This is a genomic window from Comamonas sp. F1-6 (assembly GCF_039581415.1).
GTDB lineage: Bacteria > Pseudomonadota > Gammaproteobacteria > Burkholderiales > Burkholderiaceae_C > Comamonas > Comamonas thiooxydans.
Window position 1 is genome coordinate 27,224 of sequence record NZ_JBCPWN010000023.1, and the last position, 16,757, is coordinate 43,980.

At 60.7% G+C, this 16,757-nt stretch carries 14 protein-coding genes and 1 pseudogene; 8 read left to right on the top strand and 7 right to left on the bottom strand.

Going from position 1 to position 16,757, the window contains the following annotated elements; genetic code table 11:
- Positions 1 to 19 precede the first annotated feature (19 nt).
- The 6 genes from AAIL66_RS19880 to AAIL66_RS19905 form a co-directional block, all read right to left on the bottom strand.
- Positions 20 to 397, bottom strand: a complete 378-nt coding sequence (locus AAIL66_RS19880) for a hypothetical protein (protein WP_343497554.1) — start codon at positions 395 to 397, stop codon at positions 20 to 22.
- 58 nt (positions 398 to 455) lie between these two features.
- The gene (locus AAIL66_RS19885; protein ID WP_034379410.1) at positions 456 to 1,832 is read right to left on the bottom strand and encodes a DUF1329 domain-containing protein; all 1,377 of its coding nucleotides are present in this window, start codon (positions 1,830 to 1,832) and stop codon (positions 456 to 458) included.
- Positions 1,833 to 2,017: 185 nt separating this feature from the next.
- The gene (locus AAIL66_RS19890) at positions 2,018 to 3,493 is read right to left on the bottom strand and encodes an amino acid permease (RefSeq protein WP_034361973.1); all 1,476 of its coding nucleotides are present in this window, start codon (positions 3,491 to 3,493) and stop codon (positions 2,018 to 2,020) included.
- A gap of 536 nt (positions 3,494 to 4,029) precedes the next feature.
- A complete protein-coding gene (locus AAIL66_RS19895) occupies positions 4,030 to 4,824 on the bottom strand; it encodes an ABC transporter ATP-binding protein (protein WP_003064901.1) in 795 nt (264 codons plus the stop codon).
- Positions 4,825 to 4,847: 23 nt separating this feature from the next.
- Positions 4,848 to 5,732 carry an ABC transporter permease gene (locus AAIL66_RS19900; protein WP_003054767.1) on the bottom strand — a complete coding sequence of 295 codons (885 nt, stop codon included), beginning with the start codon at positions 5,730 to 5,732 and terminating at the stop codon, positions 4,848 to 4,850.
- A gap of 116 nt (positions 5,733 to 5,848) precedes the next feature.
- Positions 5,849 to 6,817: an ABC transporter substrate-binding protein gene (locus AAIL66_RS19905; protein ID WP_034355528.1), complete on the bottom strand. Its 969-nt coding sequence runs from the start codon at positions 6,815 to 6,817 to the stop codon at positions 5,849 to 5,851.
- A 396-nt stretch (positions 6,818 to 7,213) separates the two neighbouring features.
- Between AAIL66_RS19905 and AAIL66_RS19910 the strand changes: the two genes are divergently transcribed.
- Positions 7,214 to 7,372 carry a hypothetical protein gene (locus AAIL66_RS19910; protein WP_343497555.1) on the top strand — a complete coding sequence of 53 codons (159 nt, stop codon included), beginning with the start codon at positions 7,214 to 7,216 and terminating at the stop codon, positions 7,370 to 7,372.
- Here AAIL66_RS19910 and AAIL66_RS19915 read toward each other — a convergent pair.
- The gene (locus AAIL66_RS19915) at positions 7,361 to 9,064 is read right to left on the bottom strand and encodes an electron transfer flavoprotein-ubiquinone oxidoreductase (RefSeq protein WP_034355525.1); all 1,704 of its coding nucleotides are present in this window, start codon (positions 9,062 to 9,064) and stop codon (positions 7,361 to 7,363) included. The genes AAIL66_RS19910 and AAIL66_RS19915 overlap by 12 nt on opposite strands.
- Before the next feature lie 257 nt (positions 9,065 to 9,321).
- Here AAIL66_RS19915 and AAIL66_RS19920 point away from each other — a divergent pair, with 257 nt between their 5' ends.
- The 7 genes and pseudogenes from AAIL66_RS19920 (at position 9,322) to AAIL66_RS19950 (ending at position 16,744) form a co-directional block, all read left to right on the top strand.
- The gene (locus AAIL66_RS19920) at positions 9,322 to 9,744 is read left to right on the top strand and encodes a thioesterase family protein (protein ID WP_012838431.1); all 423 of its coding nucleotides are present in this window, start codon (positions 9,322 to 9,324) and stop codon (positions 9,742 to 9,744) included.
- Positions 9,745 to 10,053: 309 nt separating this feature from the next.
- Complete coding sequence (locus tag AAIL66_RS19925; protein WP_039050781.1) at positions 10,054 to 11,349, top strand: dicarboxylate/amino acid:cation symporter; 1,296 nt, start codon at positions 10,054 to 10,056, stop codon at positions 11,347 to 11,349.
- 61 nt (positions 11,350 to 11,410) lie between these two features.
- Positions 11,411 to 13,273, top strand: a complete 1,863-nt coding sequence (locus tag AAIL66_RS19930; protein ID WP_233425242.1) for an ATP-binding protein — start codon at positions 11,411 to 11,413, stop codon at positions 13,271 to 13,273.
- Positions 13,274 to 13,286: 13 nt separating this feature from the next.
- A complete protein-coding gene (locus tag AAIL66_RS19935; protein ID WP_343497556.1) occupies positions 13,287 to 14,609 on the top strand; it encodes a sigma-54 dependent transcriptional regulator in 1,323 nt (440 codons plus the stop codon).
- 93 nt (positions 14,610 to 14,702) lie between these two features.
- A pseudogene (locus AAIL66_RS19940) lies at positions 14,703 to 15,813 on the top strand (saccharopine dehydrogenase NADP-binding domain-containing protein).
- Complete coding sequence (locus AAIL66_RS19945; protein ID WP_034410145.1) at positions 15,813 to 16,358, top strand: DUF4166 domain-containing protein; 546 nt, start codon at positions 15,813 to 15,815, stop codon at positions 16,356 to 16,358. Before AAIL66_RS19940 ends, AAIL66_RS19945 begins: the two are co-directional and overlap by 1 nt.
- Positions 16,355 to 16,744: a thiol-disulfide oxidoreductase DCC family protein gene (locus AAIL66_RS19950; RefSeq protein ID WP_034355509.1), complete on the top strand. Its 390-nt coding sequence runs from the start codon at positions 16,355 to 16,357 to the stop codon at positions 16,742 to 16,744. The genes AAIL66_RS19945 and AAIL66_RS19950 overlap by 4 nt, the downstream gene beginning before the upstream one ends.
- The last annotated feature ends 13 nt before the right edge of the window (positions 16,745 to 16,757 follow it).

Below are 16,757 nucleotides of genomic sequence, written 5' to 3' on the forward strand. Positions count from 1 at the left end.
AACTAAATCGTCTGCAAGCTTAGTCGGGCTTTGTTGTGCAGGGATTAAAACAGGGCGAGGCTGCGACCTTGGCCGAGTGGGACGCCTTGTTCCAAAGTGACTCGAGGCGTTGTCCGAACCGGGCCCGCATGGCAGCGATGGCGGCAAGGGTGTCGGCGGATGGCCGATGAGTCCGGGAGGGGTCGCCCGCCAGATTCGCGCCCTGCCATGCGACCGGGTGGGTCGCTGGCTGCTTGTGAATGAGGTTCACGTTGAAATCGACTCGAAGAAAAAAACGACGCCAGCTGCTATGGTTTTCAATGCTGGCACCGTGTTTCATCCTAGCACGCAGCCTGCGCATATGCTGGGGTGCGCTCCAGTTTCGGGGCAGGAGCGGCCATAAAAAAGAGAGGCTCATGGCCTCTCTTTGCACCTTGCGGTGCGGTGCGCGCAGTGGCTGAGCCACCTGTTGTCTATCAGTTGCCCAGGTTGCGAATCGCCTCGGGCGTGTACTGGCTGGGCTTGAGGTCGTCCTTGCCCAGAATCGGTGCCTTGGGGCGCTCCTGGACCAGATTCATGCTCACATAGGAGCCGGCATTCAGGTCATAGTAGAACGATGTGCCCGCGTGCCATTTCTTGATGTCGTAGGCATAGTAGTAATTGATTTCACCGTGCTGCCACAACTGGCCGCGTGCGTCGTAGAAGTCACCCGAGACGGCGTGGCCGGTGTCTTCGTCGATGAACATCACACGCTTGGAGTACAGGTGTCGGAAGCCGGGCTTGAGCTTGCCCTCCAGCACCCAGACGCGGCGCAGTTCATAGCGGGTGTAGGCAGGGTTGGGATGACCTGGCTTGAGCAGATCGGCGTATTTCATCTGCTGGTTGATGCGGAAGGTGTTCGCAGGAATGAACATCTCGCGCTTGCCGTGCATGGTCCACTCGTAGCGCTCGGAGCCGCCGTTGAACAGGCGCTCGGAGTCGATGGTCGCCTTGCCGCTGGTGCCGGGGGAGGGCTGGTCATAGCCGAACTCGGGCAGCTGGCGCACGCGGCGAGTGCCGGGATCGTAATTCCAGGCCAGGCGCTTGTCCGTGCCGAAGTTCATGGGCTCGATGGACAGAATCACTCCGCCTTTTTCGCGCTCGGGCAGGATGGAAAAATTGGTCACATAGGCGTATTTGCCTTCGTTGGGCTTGCCCAGATTTTCCTTGGAGTCATAACGACTGAGCTGGATATAGCTGGTGCGGCCCCAGGCGATATCGCCGCTTGCGCCCACCAGTGCCATGTCGCGTTCCACCTCTTCGGTGCTGGCGCGGCTGGGCATGAGGTTGTTCCAGAGAAGTTCCAGGCCGGTCTTGGGAATGGGGAAGGGCAGAGCGCCCATGAAGCCCTTGACTCCATTGCCATCGTTGACTACCTCGGCTTCCAGTGCATTGCGCTTGATGACGGCGCAGATGTCGTCGTCATAACGGAAGTCGCGGTGGCCCGGATAGACGGGAATGCGCATGGTGGTGGGGAACTTGGCGAGTAGCGCCTTCTGACCGGCGCTGAGCTTGTCGCCATATTGCGCCATATTGGCGGCTGTGATTTCGAACAGCGGCTTTTCGTTGGCGTAGATATCGGGCTGGAACTGTCCCACGGACTTGGTGAACTTCACGCCGGGAGGAACGCCCAGGATCTTGCCCGTGAATGGCGGGATGCTGCCGTCGGCATTGCCGGCTTTGATGGCGCCGGTGCAGGTCAGCTCCTTGCCCAGCTTGTCGGCTTCCGTGGCGGGAACCTTGGCACAGGCGGCTCCTGCGCTCAGCAAACCTATGCACAGCATCAGTGCTGCGCTCATCGTCTTTTGTTGCATTGCTCTTGTTTTCCTAGTGATAAAACCTTGCAGGCCGTTGCCTGTGAGCATTTATTTTTCAGATATTTGTCATGACATGAATCGTCTGTTGAGACTAATCGACGGCATTCGAGGCATGCCCAGGACGCAAAAAAGGCAGCGCCGTTGCCGGCGCTGCCTTGGGCGGGATCAAAAATGACTAGGTATTAACGCGAGCCGTTCAGATCCATTTCCGAGTATTTGACGATCTTGGTGCCCTTGACCCATTTGTAGCCAAACCAGATGACCAGGAAGAGAGGCAGGCCGATATAGGTGGCGATGGCACCGACCCAGTCGATCTGGTCCTTGATCAGGTTCTCATAGTTCTGGCCCAAGGTGATGATCAGGCACAGCACAAAGGCGAAGATGGGGCCGAAGGGGAAGGCCGCTGCCTTGTAAGGCAGCTGGTTCATATCGTAGTTCTGCACTTCGCAGCCCTTGCGGAAACGGTAGTGGCTGATGGCAATGCCCAGCCAGGCGACGAAGCCACACATGCCGGACAGATTCAGCAGCCAGATGTAGACCACTTCAGGGCTGAAGATATTGGTCAGAAAGCACAGGGCGGCAATCACGGTGGTGGCGATCAATGCCAGCACGGGCACGCCGCGCGTGTTGACCTGGGCGAACAGCTTGGGCGCCATGCCCTGCTTGGCCAGCGCATACAGCATGCGGGTGGAGGCATACATGCCGGAGTTGCCGGCCGACAGCACGGAGGTCAGCACCACGGCGTTCATCACGGCAGCGGCACCCAGCAGGCCGGCACGTTCGAACACCAGTGTGAAGGGGCTGACGGCGATATCGCCCAGATCGTTGCGCAGCAACTTGGGATCGGTATAGGGAATCAGCAGGCCGATGATGAGGATGGCAAAGACGTAGAACAGCAAAATGCGCCAGAACACCTTGCGCACGGCCTTGGGCACATTCTTGGCGGGATCTTCGGATTCGCCGGCAGCGATGCCGATCAGCTCCGTGCCCTGGAAGGAAAAGCCCACCACCATGGCCACGCCGATCAAGGCTGCAAAACCACCCGCAAACGGCGCGTCGCCTGTGCTCAGGTTGGCGATATTGCCCCAGATACCGTCAGGCGCGCCGCCTTGCAAAATACCGAAGATCATCAGCACGCCGATGGCGATGAAGACCAGCACTGTTGTGACCTTGATGGCGGCAAACCAGAACTCGGACTCGCCAAAGCCCTTGGCGGACAGTGCATTCAGGCCGAACATCAGTGCCAGAAACAGTGCACTCCACAGCACGCCGTTGGTGCCGGGGAACCAGTAGGCCATCACCAGCTGCGCCGCAACCAGGTCCACGGCAATGGTCACGGCCCAGTTGTACCAGTAGTTCCAGCCCAGGGCGAAGCCAAAGCCTTCATCCACGTACTTGGCGCCATAGGTGGCAAAAGAGCCGGAGACTGGCATGTGCGCGGCCATCTCGCCCAGACTGGTCATCAGGAAATAAACCATCAGGCCCACGATCATGTAGGCCAGCAATGCGCCGCCGGGGCCTGCTTGCGAGATGGTTGCGCCAGAGGCGACAAAAAGACCGGTGCCGATGGAGCCGCCGATGGCGATCATCGACATATGTCGGGCCTTGAGGGAACGGTGCAAGCCACCGTTGTCAGTTTTTGCTTGGCTATCGCTCATGAGAGATATTGGTTTTTTGCGGATCATGAAGCCTTGGCGGTCCTGGCTGGTAAAAGCCTCGGCCTCATGCCCGTTTGTTGCGCCCTGATATCAGGAGTCCCCGGATATCAACGCGGTCAGCGTGAACGGCGATGACATGCATCGTGCTCAGTGGCTTCCGATAGGGTGCAGATTGTGAGCGATTTGCGCATGAGCCGTACAGCGTGAGCTGTGGATCAGGGCCGCCATGGCTTGAATCGATATCTAAGTGTTTGATATTTCAGAATTAATGACTGGATCGGAAATTCAAAAAAATATCCTTATATCTTCGTCAAATCGTCGGCGAGACTGGCTTCATACTCGGCCTGCATTCAGTAGGGCTCTGTCTATTTGATTGTTTTATTTTGCATTTCGTCAAAAATAAATGCCGAAATGTCAATGTTGGTTGTCGATAGTTTCTATCTTGAGATGAAAAAAGCCGCCAGCCAATGGTTATCAAGGACTGGCAGCTTCTTTTTTGATAGTGAACTGTGTGCGGTCAGGTCGTCCGGCCTCCATCAGCTGAGCAGCAAGGCGTCATCCGCGAGCTTCTCGCCACGCACCTTCTCGAACATATGCAGCAGGTCGGGCACGTCCATTTTGGAGCGCTCTTCGCCGCTGACGTCCAGCACCACATTGCCCTGGTGCAGCATGACGGTACGCGTGCCCACATCCAGCGCCTGGCGCATGCTGTGCGTCACCATCATGGTGGTCAGATTGGCTTCCTGCACGATGCGTGCCGTCAACTGCAGCACAAAGTCCGCGGTGCGCGGGTCCAGGGCGGCAGTGTGTTCGTCCAGCAGCAGAATGCGCGAAGGCTGCAGCGCCGCCATCAGCAGGCTCACGGCCTGGCGCTGTCCGCCCGAGAGCAGGCCGATGCGGTCGGTCAGGCGATTTTCCAGACCCAGGCCCAGCGTGGCCAGGCGGTCGCGGTACAGCTCGCGATTGCTGGCCTTCACTGCCTTGGACAGGCCGCGGAGGTTGCCGCGCTCGTGTGCCAGCGCCATGTTCTCTTCGATGGAAAGGTCTTCACAGGTGCCGGCCATGGGGTCCTGAAACACGCGGGCCACCTGCTTGGAGCGGGACCATACCGGCATGCGCGTCATGTCGATGCCGGCAATTTCGATCTTGCCCTTGTCCACGCTCTGGTCGCCCGAGACGCAGTTCAGAAATGTGGACTTGCCTGCGCCGTTGGAGCCGATGACGGTCACGAACTGACCGTCGGGGATGGACAGCGACAGGCCGCGCAGGGCGCGGGTCTCGATCGGCGTGCCGGGATTGAAGGTGAGTTCGAGGTTTTGTGCGTTCAGCATGGTGTTCTCCGCCGTCCTTCTTCTTACTTGCGCTTGCTCAGCTTTTTCTTGATTTGCGGAATCACCAGTGCGATGGTCACCAGCACTGCCGTCACCAGATTCAAGTCCTGTGCCTTGAGGCCGATGGCATCGATATTGAGGGCCGCAGCGATGAAGAAGCGGTAGACCACGGCGCCGAGCACCACGGCCAGCGTGGCCCAGATGATCTTGCGCGAGGGCAGGATGGTTTCGCCCACGATCACGGCCGCCAGACCGATGACGATGGTGCCGATGCCCATGGAGATGTCGGAGCCGCCCTGCGTCTGCACGAACAGCGCTCCGGCCAGACCGACCAGGCCATTGGAAATTGCCATGCCCAGCAGAATCATGGCGCCGGTGTTGACGCCCTGGGCGCGGGCCATGCGGGCGTTGGAGCCCGTGGAGCGGATGGCCAGACCGCGTTCGGTGGCAAAGAACCAGTCCAGAGCCAGCTTGGCCACGATGACGAAGCCCAGCATGATGAGGGGGCGCATCACATAGTCGTCAATGTTCGCCGGCTGCAGCATGGTGAACAGAGTGGGTTCGTTGATCAGCGGCACATTGGGGCCGCCCATGATGCGCAGGTTGACCGAGTACAGGCCGATCATCATCAGGATGGAGGCCAGCAGGTCCATGATCTTGAGCTTGACGTTGAGCCAGCCTGTGATGAAGCCCGCCACGGCACCGGCTGCCGTGCCGGCCAGCGTGGCCAGCCAGGGGTTGGTGCCCGTGGAAATCAGAATGGCGCACACCGCACCGCCAAGGGGAAAGCTGCCGTCGACCGTCAGATCGGGGAAACGCAGCAAGCGAAAGGAGATGAAGACGCCCAGCGCCACCAGGCTGAAGATCAGGCCAATTTCAATGGCACCGAGGATGGAAAATAGAGACATAGAGAGAGCGACAGGCGCGGCAAACGTCTAAAAAAATCGGCAGGGCCATGTTGCCACGGCACCTGCCGCTGTGCTGGCACCGCCTGAGAGCGGCAGTGCTGGCGACAGGGAGTGGATTACTTGACCACGGTAGCGGCGGACTTGATCAGCGCGTCGGACAGCTTCACGCCTTGCTTTTCAGCGGCGCCGGGGTTCACGAACAGTTCCATCTTGGTAGAGACTTCGGGCTTGATGTCGCCGGGCTTCTCGCCCTTGAGAATACGCGCCACCATGCGGCCTGTCTGTTCGCCCAGATCGCGGTAGTTGATGCCGTAAGCGGCCACGGCGCCACGCTTGACGGAGTCGGTGTCAGACGCCACCAGAGGAATCTTGGCGTCCTGGCCAACCTTGACCAGCGATTCGTAGGCCGACACCACGTTGTTGTCGGTGTTGGTGTAGATCACGTCCACCTTGCCTACCAGCGAGCGTGCGGCGCTGGAGACGTCCACCGAGCGGGGAGCTGCAGCCGTCACCAGAGTCCAGCCCATCTTGGGCAGCAGGGCCTGCAGTTCCTTCACGACCACGGCGGAGTTGGCTTCACCGGGGTTGTAGACCATGCCGATGCGCTTGGCATTGGGCACGACCTGCTTGACCAGATCCATCTGCTTGTCCAGGGCCAGCAGGTCGGAAACGCCGGTCACATTGTTCTTGGAGGGTTCCCAGCTGGCGACCAGCTTGGCGGCAACGGGGTCGGTCACGGCAGAGAACACGACCGGCACGGTCTTGGTCGACGCGATCACGGCCTGCGCGGAAGGCGTGGCGATGGCGACGATGGCATCGGGCTTGTCACCCACGAACTTGCGCGCGATCTGGGCAGCCGTACCGGTATTGCCCTGTGCACTCTGGTATTGCCACTTCAGGGACTTGCCTTCTTCGTAGCCGGCTGCCTTCAGGGCATCCTTGACGCCGTCGCGCACCGCATCCAGGGCGGGGTGTTCAACAATGGCGGTCACGGCCACGGACTTGGTATCGGCGGCATAGGCACCCGACATGGCGGAAATTGCCAGGGCCAGTGCGCCCATGCGGGCCAAGGACAGCTGCTTCATGTGTATCTCCAGCGTTTGTTGTGTGTTGCAGGTGAATTAAGACGGCAGTGCGTGATGCGCGTCGCCTCGCGGCAAAGTCTACTGCACCGATCTGGCTGTCTTCGCGATTGAGATAACCTTGTTTATCCCTATACGATGATCGCGAAAAAATGGCATGAAAGCTGCGCAAAGCGCTAATTGGCAGGAGTTAGTGTGTGTGGAAGCAGGGCAATGGCGCGCAATATTGCGTTGAGCGGGGCCGGATTTTGGTTTTCTACTGCATTTTTCCTGCGCCTTGTGCGATATGGGAAGGCATATTGATGCAATTGCCTGTTTTTTTGAACATTGCTCTTTCTGCACCGGCAAGCGATCTTCATTGAGTGATTCGCGGCGATTGCGGTGGCATGCGTTTTTGCTGTGATGCTGCAAATTTGTGGGGATTTGGCAGCCTGCGTTGCTAAAAACATTCAGCCCATGAAAAAAGCCTGCGCAGCAATGGCTGGCGCAGGCTTTATGGAGCAGCATCCGGAGCAGCTGCAGCCGCCGAATGCAATCGTGGACGGATTACATACCTGAGTAGTTGGGGCCGCCGCCGCCTTCGGGTGTCACCCAGACGATGTTCTGTGTCGGGTCCTTGATGTCGCAGGTCTTGCAGTGCACGCAGTTCTGTGCATTGATCTGCAGGCGCTGCTTGCCGGCATTGGCTTCGTCCTCGACGAATTCGTAGACGCCTGCGGGGCAGTAGCGCTGCTCGGGACCGGCGAACTTGGTCAGGTTCACGTCGACGGGAACGCTGGCGTCCTTGAGCGTCAGGTGAGCAGGCTGGTTCTCTGCATGATTGGTGCTGCTGATGAACACGCTGGAGAGGCGGTCAAAGGTCAGCTTGCCATCGGGCTTGGGATATTCGATGGGCGTGCAATCGGCTGCAGGCTTCAGATAGGCATGGTCGGGCTTGTTGCGATGCAGCGTCCAGGGGATGTTGCCGCGCAGCACGAACTGCTCCAGGCCGTTCATGATCGAGGCGGTGGTCAGGCCCTTCTTGAACCAGGCCTTGAAGTTGCGTGCCTTCCACAGTTCCTCATACAGCCAGCTGTTCTCGAACGCATAGGTGTAGGCGGTCAGTTCGTCACTCTGGCGACCTGCGACGATGGCGGCGTAGGCGGCTTCGGCGGCCAGCATGCCGGTCTTGATCGCGGCGTGGCTGCCCTTGATGCGGCTGACGTTGAGGAAGCCGGCTTCGCAGCCCACCAGCGCGCCGCCGGGGAAGACAAAGCGGGGCAGGCTGGAGATGCCGCCGGCCGTGATGGCACGGGCACCGTAGGAGATACGCTTGCCGGGCTTGATGCCATTGGCTTCGTCGCCTTCCAGGTAGTAGCGGATATTGGGATGGGTCTTCCAGCGCTGCATCTCCTCGAATGGAGACAGATAGGGGTTGGAGTAATCCAGGCCGGTGATGAAGCCCAGCGTGACCAGATTGTCTTCCAGGTGATAGAGGAAGGCACCGCCGTAGGTGTCGCTCTTCATGGGCCAGCCTGCGGTGTGCAGCACCATGCCGGGCTTGTGACGCTTGGGGTCGATTTCCCAGAGTTCCTTGATGCCCAGACCGTAAGTCTGCGGGTCGCGGTTGGCATCCAGGGAGTACTTGGCGATGATCTGCTTGCCGAGGTGGCCGCGCGCACCTTCGGCAAAGATGGTGTACTTGCCGTGCAGTTCCATGCCCAGCTGGAAGTCGCCCGTGGGCTCGCCTTCCTTGCTGATGCCCATATTGCCGGTGGCCACGCCCTTGACGGAGCCGTCTTCGTTGTAGAGCACTTCGGCAGCGGTGAAGCCGGGGAAGATTTCCACGCCCAGGGCTTCGGCCTGCTCTGCCAGCCACTTGGTGACAAAGCCCAGGCGAACGATGTAGTTGCCTTCGTTATGGAAGCACTTGGGCAGCAGCCAGTTGGGCGTGCGCAAGGAGCTCTTCTCGCCGAGGAAGACCATGGCGTCTTCGGTCACGGGCTGGTTCAGGGGAGCACCCTTTTCCTTCCAGTCGGGGATCAGCTCGGTCAGTGCGCGAGGATCCATGATGGCGCCAGACAGCGTGTGTGCGCCAGGCTCGGAGCCTTTTTCCAGCACGACTACGGAGACATCCTGACCTTTTTCGGCCGCCAGTTGCTTGAGGCGAATGGCAGTGGCCAGGCCACCGGGGCCACCGCCCACCACCACCACGTCATATTCCATGGCCTCTCGCGGGCCGTACTGGGCCAGGATCTCTTCGTTTGTCATCGGGAAAGTCTCGCTTGATATTGGATTGGGAAAACTGGCGTGCGCGGCCTTGGCAGGTGCGTCTGCAAAAACCGCGATGCGGGCGATTCTATGCTGACAGCCCGGCACGACCGTGCAGATTTGGCGACAGCGCATCAATCGGTGTTGCGGCAAAGTCCATAGGCTAGTGATCGCCCCAGGGCATGCCATCCCTCAAAGAAACTAGAACAAGGTGGTGATGCAGTTGCAAATCTCGTTCAATCAGGAGACATACCGGCATGAAAATCGAGCTGCCCGAGCTGAAGAAGCAGGTCTATGAAACGCGCTTTCCCGTACGCTGGGGCGATATGGACGCCATGGGGCATGTCAACAATGCCCAGTACTTTCGCTATCTGGAAACTGCGCGCATCGACTGGATGCGCGGCATGGGCCTGAATCCGGACCCCGCGGGGCAGGGGCCGGTCATCGTCAACGCCTTTTGCAATTTCTATCAGCAGCTTGCGTATCCTGACGAGGTGCTGCTCAAGATGTTTGTCAGCGATCCCGCGCGCACCACTTTTGAGACCTGGGCCACCATGGAGCGTGTGGCGCAGCCGGGAGTCATCTGCGCCGCTGGCGGAGGCACGGTGATCTGGGTGGATTTCCCCCGGCAGAAAGCCGCTGCGCTGCCGGACTGGATACGTTCGGCGGTAACGGCCTGAGTCCTGTTCGGAATTCCGTACATCAATCCAGATGTCGTCCGGAAAACCGATTGTGGTTATGCAAAAAAGTATTTTGAATATAAGCAAATCAAAGACTTGGACGTGATTTTTTGGCTGGCACGGTATGTGCTTAAAGGACGGCACGCCGCTTCACTGCGGCTGACCAAGTGAGACTGGGGCTGGGCCTTGCTGACGAAACCTCGGTTCCGTCGGCGGTCCGTCTCGGTTTGTTGTCGCTGCCAGAACCCGGTGCCTTCAAGGCCTGGATTGAGGCAGCGGCTCAAACAACGCATACCAAGATTCCAAGAAATGAAATCCAATCGCCTGACCATCATGGTTCTGCTGGCCATGGTTCTGGGTGTGGTTGTGGGCTATCTCGTCCACGCCAACGCCGCGACACCGGAGACAGCCAAAGACATTGCCGGCTATTTCGGCATTCTCACCGACGTATTTCTGCGCATGATCAAGATGATCATCGCGCCCCTGGTGTTTGCCACGCTGGTGGCGGGGCTGGCCAATATGGGCGATGCCGGCTCTGTGGGCCGCGTGGGTGGTCGTGCGCTGGGCTGGTTTATCGCGGCATCGTTCTGCTCGCTGTTTCTGGGTCTGGTTTTTGCCAATGTGTTGCAGCCCGGCCACGGCCTGACGGTGGAGCTTCCCACGAATGCCGAGAGCCTGGGTCTGAAGACCGGTGCGCTGAATTTCAAGGATTTCATCACCCATGTCTTCCCGAAGAACATCTTCGAGGCCATGGCCACCAATGAGGTGTTGCAGATCCTTGTGTTTGCGCTGTTCTTCGGTATCGCTCTGGGCTACCTGAACCACCAGAAAAAGCACATGCTGGTCGATCTGATGGAAGAGACCTCGCATGTCATGCTGCGCGTGACCGAGTACGTGATGCGCTTTGCGCCCGTGGGCGTGTTCGGCTCTGTCGCCGGCACCATTGCCACCCACGGACTGGGCATGCTGCTGGTGTTCGGCAAATTCCTGCTGGGCTTCTATATTGCGCTGGCCGCGCTGTGGGTGCTGCTCATCGGTGCCGGCTATCTGGTGCTGGGCAAGGATGTCTTCCGTCTGCTGTCGCTGATTCGCGGCCCGGTGCTGGTGGGCTTTTTCACGGCCAGCAGCGAATCCACGCTGCCCAAGCTCATGGAGCAGCTGGAAAAATTCGGCATCAAGCCGCGTATCACAGGCTTTGTGCTGCCTCTGGGTTACTCGTTCAACCTCGATGGCTCCATGATCTACACCACCTTCCTGGCCATCTTCATCTCTCAGGCCTATGGCATCGAGATGTCGCTGACCGCGCAGCTGACCATGCTGCTGGTGCTGATGATCTCCAGCAAGGGCATTGCCGGCGTGCCTCGTGCCTCGCTCGTGGTGGTTGCCGCCGTGCTGCCCATGTTCGGTTTGCCGGAAGCGGGCATCCTGCTGATTCTGGGCATCGACCACTTCCTGGACATGGGCCGTACATTGACCAATGTGCTGGGCAATGCCATTGCCACGGCCGTGGTTGCCAAATGGGAAGGCGACGAAGAGCAGGAGTCCTGCGCAGATCTGGCTGTCGAGCCACAGCTGATGCCCGAGCCCATTCGCGCCCGAGCCTGATCGTCCGTTGCCCGGATTCCTGTCCCCTGCGGTGCCGGGCGCTGCTACCATGGTTCGCACCATGTTAGCTTTCCTGCCCCCGCGCCTGCGTGCTGTTTTGCTGATCCTGCTCTGGCTGGCTGCAAGCAGCCTGGGCGGCTGGCTGGGCTATCAGGGCTTCGTCAAGATCGGTCTCGAAACCGTGGTGGCTGCCGGCAACAACCGCCTCGATCTCTATGCTGCCAGCCTGCGGCGCGAGATCGACAAATTTGCCTTTCTGCCCGATGTAGTGGCCCTGCAGCCCGAGATCCTGTCGCTGCTGCAATCGCCGGGCGACGAAAGACTGCAGTCTCGCGCCAATCTCTATCTGGAGGAACTGAGCCGTCGTGCGGGCACCCTCAGCGTCTACATGCTCGATCACGACGGTCATGTGCTGGCTGCCAGCAATTGGCGCCGCGCCGACAGTTTTGTGGGCGAGAACCTAGGCTTCAGGCCCTATGTCCAGCAGGCATTGCGAGAAGGGCGCGGGCGCTACTTCGGCGTAGGCACCACGCGCGGCGAGCCCGGCTATTACCTGACCACTACCTTAGGGCAGGGCGAGATGCATGGCGTGGTGGTGGTCAAGGTCGGGCTGGCGCAGCTCGAGCAATCCTGGGCCAGCGCAGAGTCTCCGGTACTGGTCAGCGACGAAAATACCGTGGTCATTCTCAGCAATATGCCGGCTTGGCGCTTTGCGACCTTGCTGCCGCTGGATGAGGCAAGGCGTGCCGAGCTGGAAGCTTCGCAGAAATACAACCGTCTGAACCTGCGGCCTCTGGGCTGGCGTGGCATGAGCAGTGTCACTGGCGTCAGGCAGGTGAGCATTCCCGATGTCAAGGACGCTGCGGCAGACCAGAGCGCAGGCCGCTTTCTGGCCCAGTCCAGACCTATGGCCGGCACGCCCTGGCAGATTACCGTGCTCTCCCCCCTGAGCGTTGCCTTGCAGTTGGCGGCCAGTCGCGCCTGGGTGACGGGGGCGTTGATTGCGTTGATGCTCTTGCTGGGAGCTTTGCTGTACCAGCGGCGCAGACATGTGCGTGAGCAACTGGCGGCCCAGCAAGCTCTGAAACAGGCCAACGAGGTGCTGGAAAACAAGGTGCAGCAGCGCACAGCCGATCTGCAGAGTGCCAATGTGGCGCTGCAGCAGGAGGTGATGGAGCGCATGCAGGCCGAGACCACGCTGCGCGCGGCGCAGGACGAGTTGGTACAGGCAGGCAAACTGGCCGTCATCGGTCAGCTCTCCACGGAAGTGGCCCATGAGCTGAATCAGCCCCTGGCGGCCTTGCGGGCGCTGGCCGGCAACAGTCAGCGCTTTCTGGAACGCGGTCAGAGCGAGATGGTGCAAAGCAATCTGCAGCGCATGGCCGAGCTGACCGAGCGCATGGGGCGTATTACCGGGCAGTTGCGCAACTTTGCCCGCAAGTCCGCAGGCCAGCCCGAGCAGGTTGAACTGGCCAAGGTGGTCGATGGCGCCCTGTCCCTCATGGAGCCGCGCATTGCCCAAAGCGGCGTCATGATCGTGCGACAGCCCTCGGATCTTGAGCTGAGCGCCTGGTGCGATGCCAATCGCGTACAGCAGGTGTTGATCAATCTGCTGAGCAATGCGCTGGACGCCGTGCAGGGCGGCAATACGCGGTGCGTGGAAATTGCCTGCAACCGTTGCGGTGCCTGGGCGCAGATCACGGTGCGCGATCATGGCCCCGGACTCAGCGATCAGGCGCAAGCGCGACTGTTCGAGCCTTTTTTCACGACCAAGCCCGAGGGACTGGGCCTGGGTCTGGGCCTGCCTTTGTCGGCCGAGATTGCCCAGGCCGCAGGCGGCAGCCTGACCGGCGGCAACCATCCGGAAGGCGGGGCCATCTTCACGCTGAGCCTGCCCTTGGTGGATACTCGGCCGCTGTCCTGATTGCCTGCAGCCCATGAACCCTTCCCTCAAAGTCCTGATCGTTGAAGACGATGCCGATGTCGCCATGGCCTGTGAGCAGACCATGCGCCTCGAAGGTCTGGACTGCATCTGCGTGAGCAGTGCCGAGCAGGCGCAAAAGCACCTGTCCCCGGAATTTGCCGGCATCGTGGTCAGCGACATCCGCTTGCCGCAGATGAGCGGCCTTGGGCTGCTGGCCGCCGCCCGCGTGCTGGACGCCGAACTGCCCGTGATTCTCATCACCGGGCACGGCGATATCTCCATGGCCGTGCAAGCCATGAAGGATGGCGCCGCCGATTTTCTGGAAAAGCCGTTTGCGCCCGAGCGCCTTGTGGAAGCCGTGCGCCGTGCGCTGGAGCGCCGCCGCCTGGTGCTGGAGGTGCGCAGCCTGCGCCAGCAGCTACAAAGTCGGGATGTATTGCAGCACCAGTTGCTGGGGCGCTCGCTTCCCATGCAGCAGCTGCGCAGCACATTGCAGAGCCTCGCGGCCAGCGAGGCCGATGTGCTGATCTGGGGGGAAACGGGCACCGGCAAGGAAAGAGTCGCGCGCAGCCTGCATGAATCCAGCCGGCGCAAGAGCGGCAATTTTGTCGCCATCAACTGCGGCGGCCTGCCGGAGACGCTGTTTGACAGCGAAATGTTCGGCAGCGAGGCCGGGGCCTTTACCGGCGCGGGCAAAAAGCGCATCGGCAAGATCGAACATGCCAGCGGCGGTACCTTGTTTCTCGACGAGATCGAAAGCATGCCCCTGCCCATGCAGGCCAAGCTGCTGCGTGTGCTGCAGGAAAGAGTGCTGGAGCGCCTGGGCTCGAACACGCTCATTGCCGTCGACTGCCGTGTGATTGCTGCAACCAAGGTCGATTTGCTGGACCTCAGCCGTCAGGGCCTGTTTCGCTCCGATCTCTACTACCGTCTCAATGTGGTGACGGTGAACCTGCCCCCGCTGCGCGAGCGCCGCGAGGATGTTGCGCTGCTGTTCGAGCATTTCGCGTTGCAGGCCGCCGCCCGCCACCAGCGTCCCGTGGCAGAGCTGACGCCGCAGCGTCTGCAGGCGCTGCTTGCCCACGACTGGCCAGGCAATGTGCGCGAGCTGCGCAATACGGCCGAGCGCATCACGCTGGGGCTGGATGCCGGCCTGTCCCCGTCCGGTACGGCGCCCGAGGCTGCGGCTTCGCTTGCGGCAACCATGGAGTCCATAGAGCGCTCCCTGATTTCCGAAGCCTTGCGCAACAACGAAGGCAGCCTGACACGCACGGCGCAGGCGCTGCACACCCCCAAGACCACGCTGCACGACAAGATTCGCAAGTACGGACTGTGATCGGGCTGTGACCGAGCCATGAGCGCGGCTGAGCAGGCTCGCCGTTGCCGGGCTTGCGCTTCGGAGCGAAACCGCGTCCCGCTACACTGAGGCATGCGTGAATTCAAGGTCATGGTCGTCGGTGCTTACGGCTTCTTCGGCAGCCGGCTGGTTGCCAGGCTGGCCAGGCAAAGCGGTTTGCACATCGTGGTGGCAGGGCGCTCGGCCTCTGCGGCGCAGGCGCTGGTTGAAGGTCTGGCCCCGGACGCTTGCTCAAGCCTGAGCCACGTAGTGGTGGACGTGATGGCGTCCGGTCTGGAGGACAGACTCAAGACGCTGGAGGTGGACGCACTCATTCACACTTCGGGCCCGTTTCAGGGGCAGGACTACCGCGTGGCCCGAGCCTGTGCCCATGCCGGCGTCCACTATGTGGATCTGGCCGATGGGCGTGACTTTGTCTGCGGCATCGATGTGCTCGATCCGCAGGCCAAAACTGCGGGCGTGCTGCTTCAGTGGTGCCAGTTCGGTGCCAGCTCTGTCCTCGGCGGTCGTGGATGCGCTGGCTTCGGGCATGGCTCGCGTCAGCGATATCGACATAGGCATCAGCCCGGGCAATCGTACGGATAGAGGCCTGTCCACCGTCGCTGCCATCCTCAGCTATTGTGGCAAGCCGCTGCCTGGCTTGGGCCAGCAAGCCTTGATTGGCTGGCTGCGCAGCTATGGGCATGACTATCCGGCCCCTGTTGGGCGGCGGCTGCTGTCGGCCTGCGATGTACCGGATCTCGCACTGCTACCGCTTCGCTATGAAGGCAGTCCTTCCATCAGATTCGGTGCTGGGCTTGAGCTGTCGTTCTTGCAGCGCGGGATGAATGCCATGGCCTGGCTGGCTCACAGAGGGCTGGTGCAGGACTGGTCTGCACATGCGCGCAGGCTCAAGCGCATGGCGGACTGGTTCAGGAACTGGGGCAGCGATGCAGGGGCCATGCATGTCACGGTCAGTGGCCTGGATGCAAAGGGGCAAGCCTGCCAGCGCTGCTGGGTGCTTATGGCGGGCTCGGGCGACGGGCCTTATGTTCCCACGCTGGCCGCCAGTGCGCTGGTACGCAAGCTGGCTGCGGGTGTACCGCTGGAGCCGGGCGCCAGGCCTTGCATGGGGCTGCTGACGCTGCAGGACTTTGCAGCCGAAGCGCAGGGACTGGATATTCAGATGCGGGAGCTTGCTTGATGATGCTGAGCGCCTCTTTGTTTCAGCAGGCCATGGGCGATGAGTTCTGCAAGCTCGATGTCGCCCTGCAGCGCTTTCACGGCCTGCAGGGTGAGCATGAGCTTCAGGGCAGGGTGCAGACCGGCGCCCCCCGGACTCTGGCGGCCAAGCTGCTGGCGCTGGCTCTGGGCACGCCACGCGCCGCCAGCGAGGGGACGATTCATTTCGAACTGCAGGCCAGTCCCGATGCGGAAACCTGGATTCGCATCTTCCCCTCGCAGCGCATGCACTCAACCATGCAGTTGCACAATGGCCACCTGATCGAGCGCCTTGGCCTGGCGCGACTGTGCTTTGCCTTGCAGGCGGTAGATGGACGGCTTCTCATGCGACTGCAGCGTCTTTACTTTCTGGGCTTCCCATGTCCGGGCTGGCTGGCACCGCGCATCGTGGCCGAAGAAACCGGAGCCGGGGAGCAAATGCAATTTCATGTCGAAGCGGCCGTCCCCCTGATTGGCGTGGTGGCCAGTTATCGTGGCTATCTATTGCTGCCCGAGGAAAAAGCATGATTGTGGTTTTTGATGCGCAATGTCTGTTGTGCAATGGCTGGGTGCAGTTCTTGCTCAAGCACGACAAGCAGGGCGTTTTTCAGTTCGCCGCCATACAGGGCGAGGTCGGCGGCAAGTTGTTGGCCGATGCAGGCTTGCGCCTGGAAGGTCTGCAGACCTTGCTGCTGGTGGACGGACAGCGCTCCTGGCAGCACACGGATGCCATCTTGCGCGTGCTGCACGCATTGGGCTGGCCCTGGCGACTGACAGCGGTGATCAGGCTGATACCCGCTGCATTGCGCGATGCGCTCTACCGCATGATTGCCAGAAACCGCTATCACTGGTTTGGCAAAAGCGAGCAGTGCATGATGCCGGATCCCGCTGTGGCTGCCCGATTTCTGGATTGAGCTTCGGATGACA

Bases quoted from the DNA above. Each gene is read 5' to 3' on its own strand.
- AAIL66_RS19935 (WP_343497556.1), top strand. From the start codon at position 13,287: ATGAACCCTTCCCTCAAAGTCCTGATCGTTGAAGACGATGCCGATGTC.
- AAIL66_RS19930 (WP_233425242.1), top strand. From the start codon at position 11,411: ATGTTAGCTTTCCTGCCCCCGCGCCTGCGTGCTGTTTTGCTGATCCTG.
- AAIL66_RS19905 (WP_034355528.1), bottom strand. From the start codon at position 6,817: ATGAAGCAGCTGTCCTTGGCCCGCATGGGCGCACTGGCCCTGGCAATT.
- AAIL66_RS19915 (WP_034355525.1), bottom strand. From the start codon at position 9,064: ATGACAAACGAAGAGATCCTGGCCCAGTACGGCCCGCGAGAGGCCATG.
- AAIL66_RS19885 (WP_034379410.1), bottom strand. From the start codon at position 1,832: ATGCAACAAAAGACGATGAGCGCAGCACTGATGCTGTGCATAGGTTTG.
- AAIL66_RS19890 (WP_034361973.1), bottom strand. From the start codon at position 3,493: ATGAGCGATAGCCAAGCAAAAACTGACAACGGTGGCTTGCACCGTTCC.
- AAIL66_RS19920 (WP_012838431.1), top strand. From the start codon at position 9,322: ATGAAAATCGAGCTGCCCGAGCTGAAGAAGCAGGTCTATGAAACGCGC.
- AAIL66_RS19880 (WP_343497554.1), bottom strand. From the start codon at position 397: ATGAGCCTCTCTTTTTTATGGCCGCTCCTGCCCCGAAACTGGAGCGCA.
- AAIL66_RS19950 (WP_034355509.1), top strand. From the start codon at position 16,355: ATGATTGTGGTTTTTGATGCGCAATGTCTGTTGTGCAATGGCTGGGTG.
- AAIL66_RS19925 (WP_039050781.1), top strand. From the start codon at position 10,054: ATGAAATCCAATCGCCTGACCATCATGGTTCTGCTGGCCATGGTTCTG.
- AAIL66_RS19945 (WP_034410145.1), top strand. From the start codon at position 15,813: ATGATGCTGAGCGCCTCTTTGTTTCAGCAGGCCATGGGCGATGAGTTC.
- AAIL66_RS19895 (WP_003064901.1), bottom strand. From the start codon at position 4,824: ATGCTGAACGCACAAAACCTCGAACTCACCTTCAATCCCGGCACGCCG.
- AAIL66_RS19900 (WP_003054767.1), bottom strand. From the start codon at position 5,732: ATGTCTCTATTTTCCATCCTCGGTGCCATTGAAATTGGCCTGATCTTC.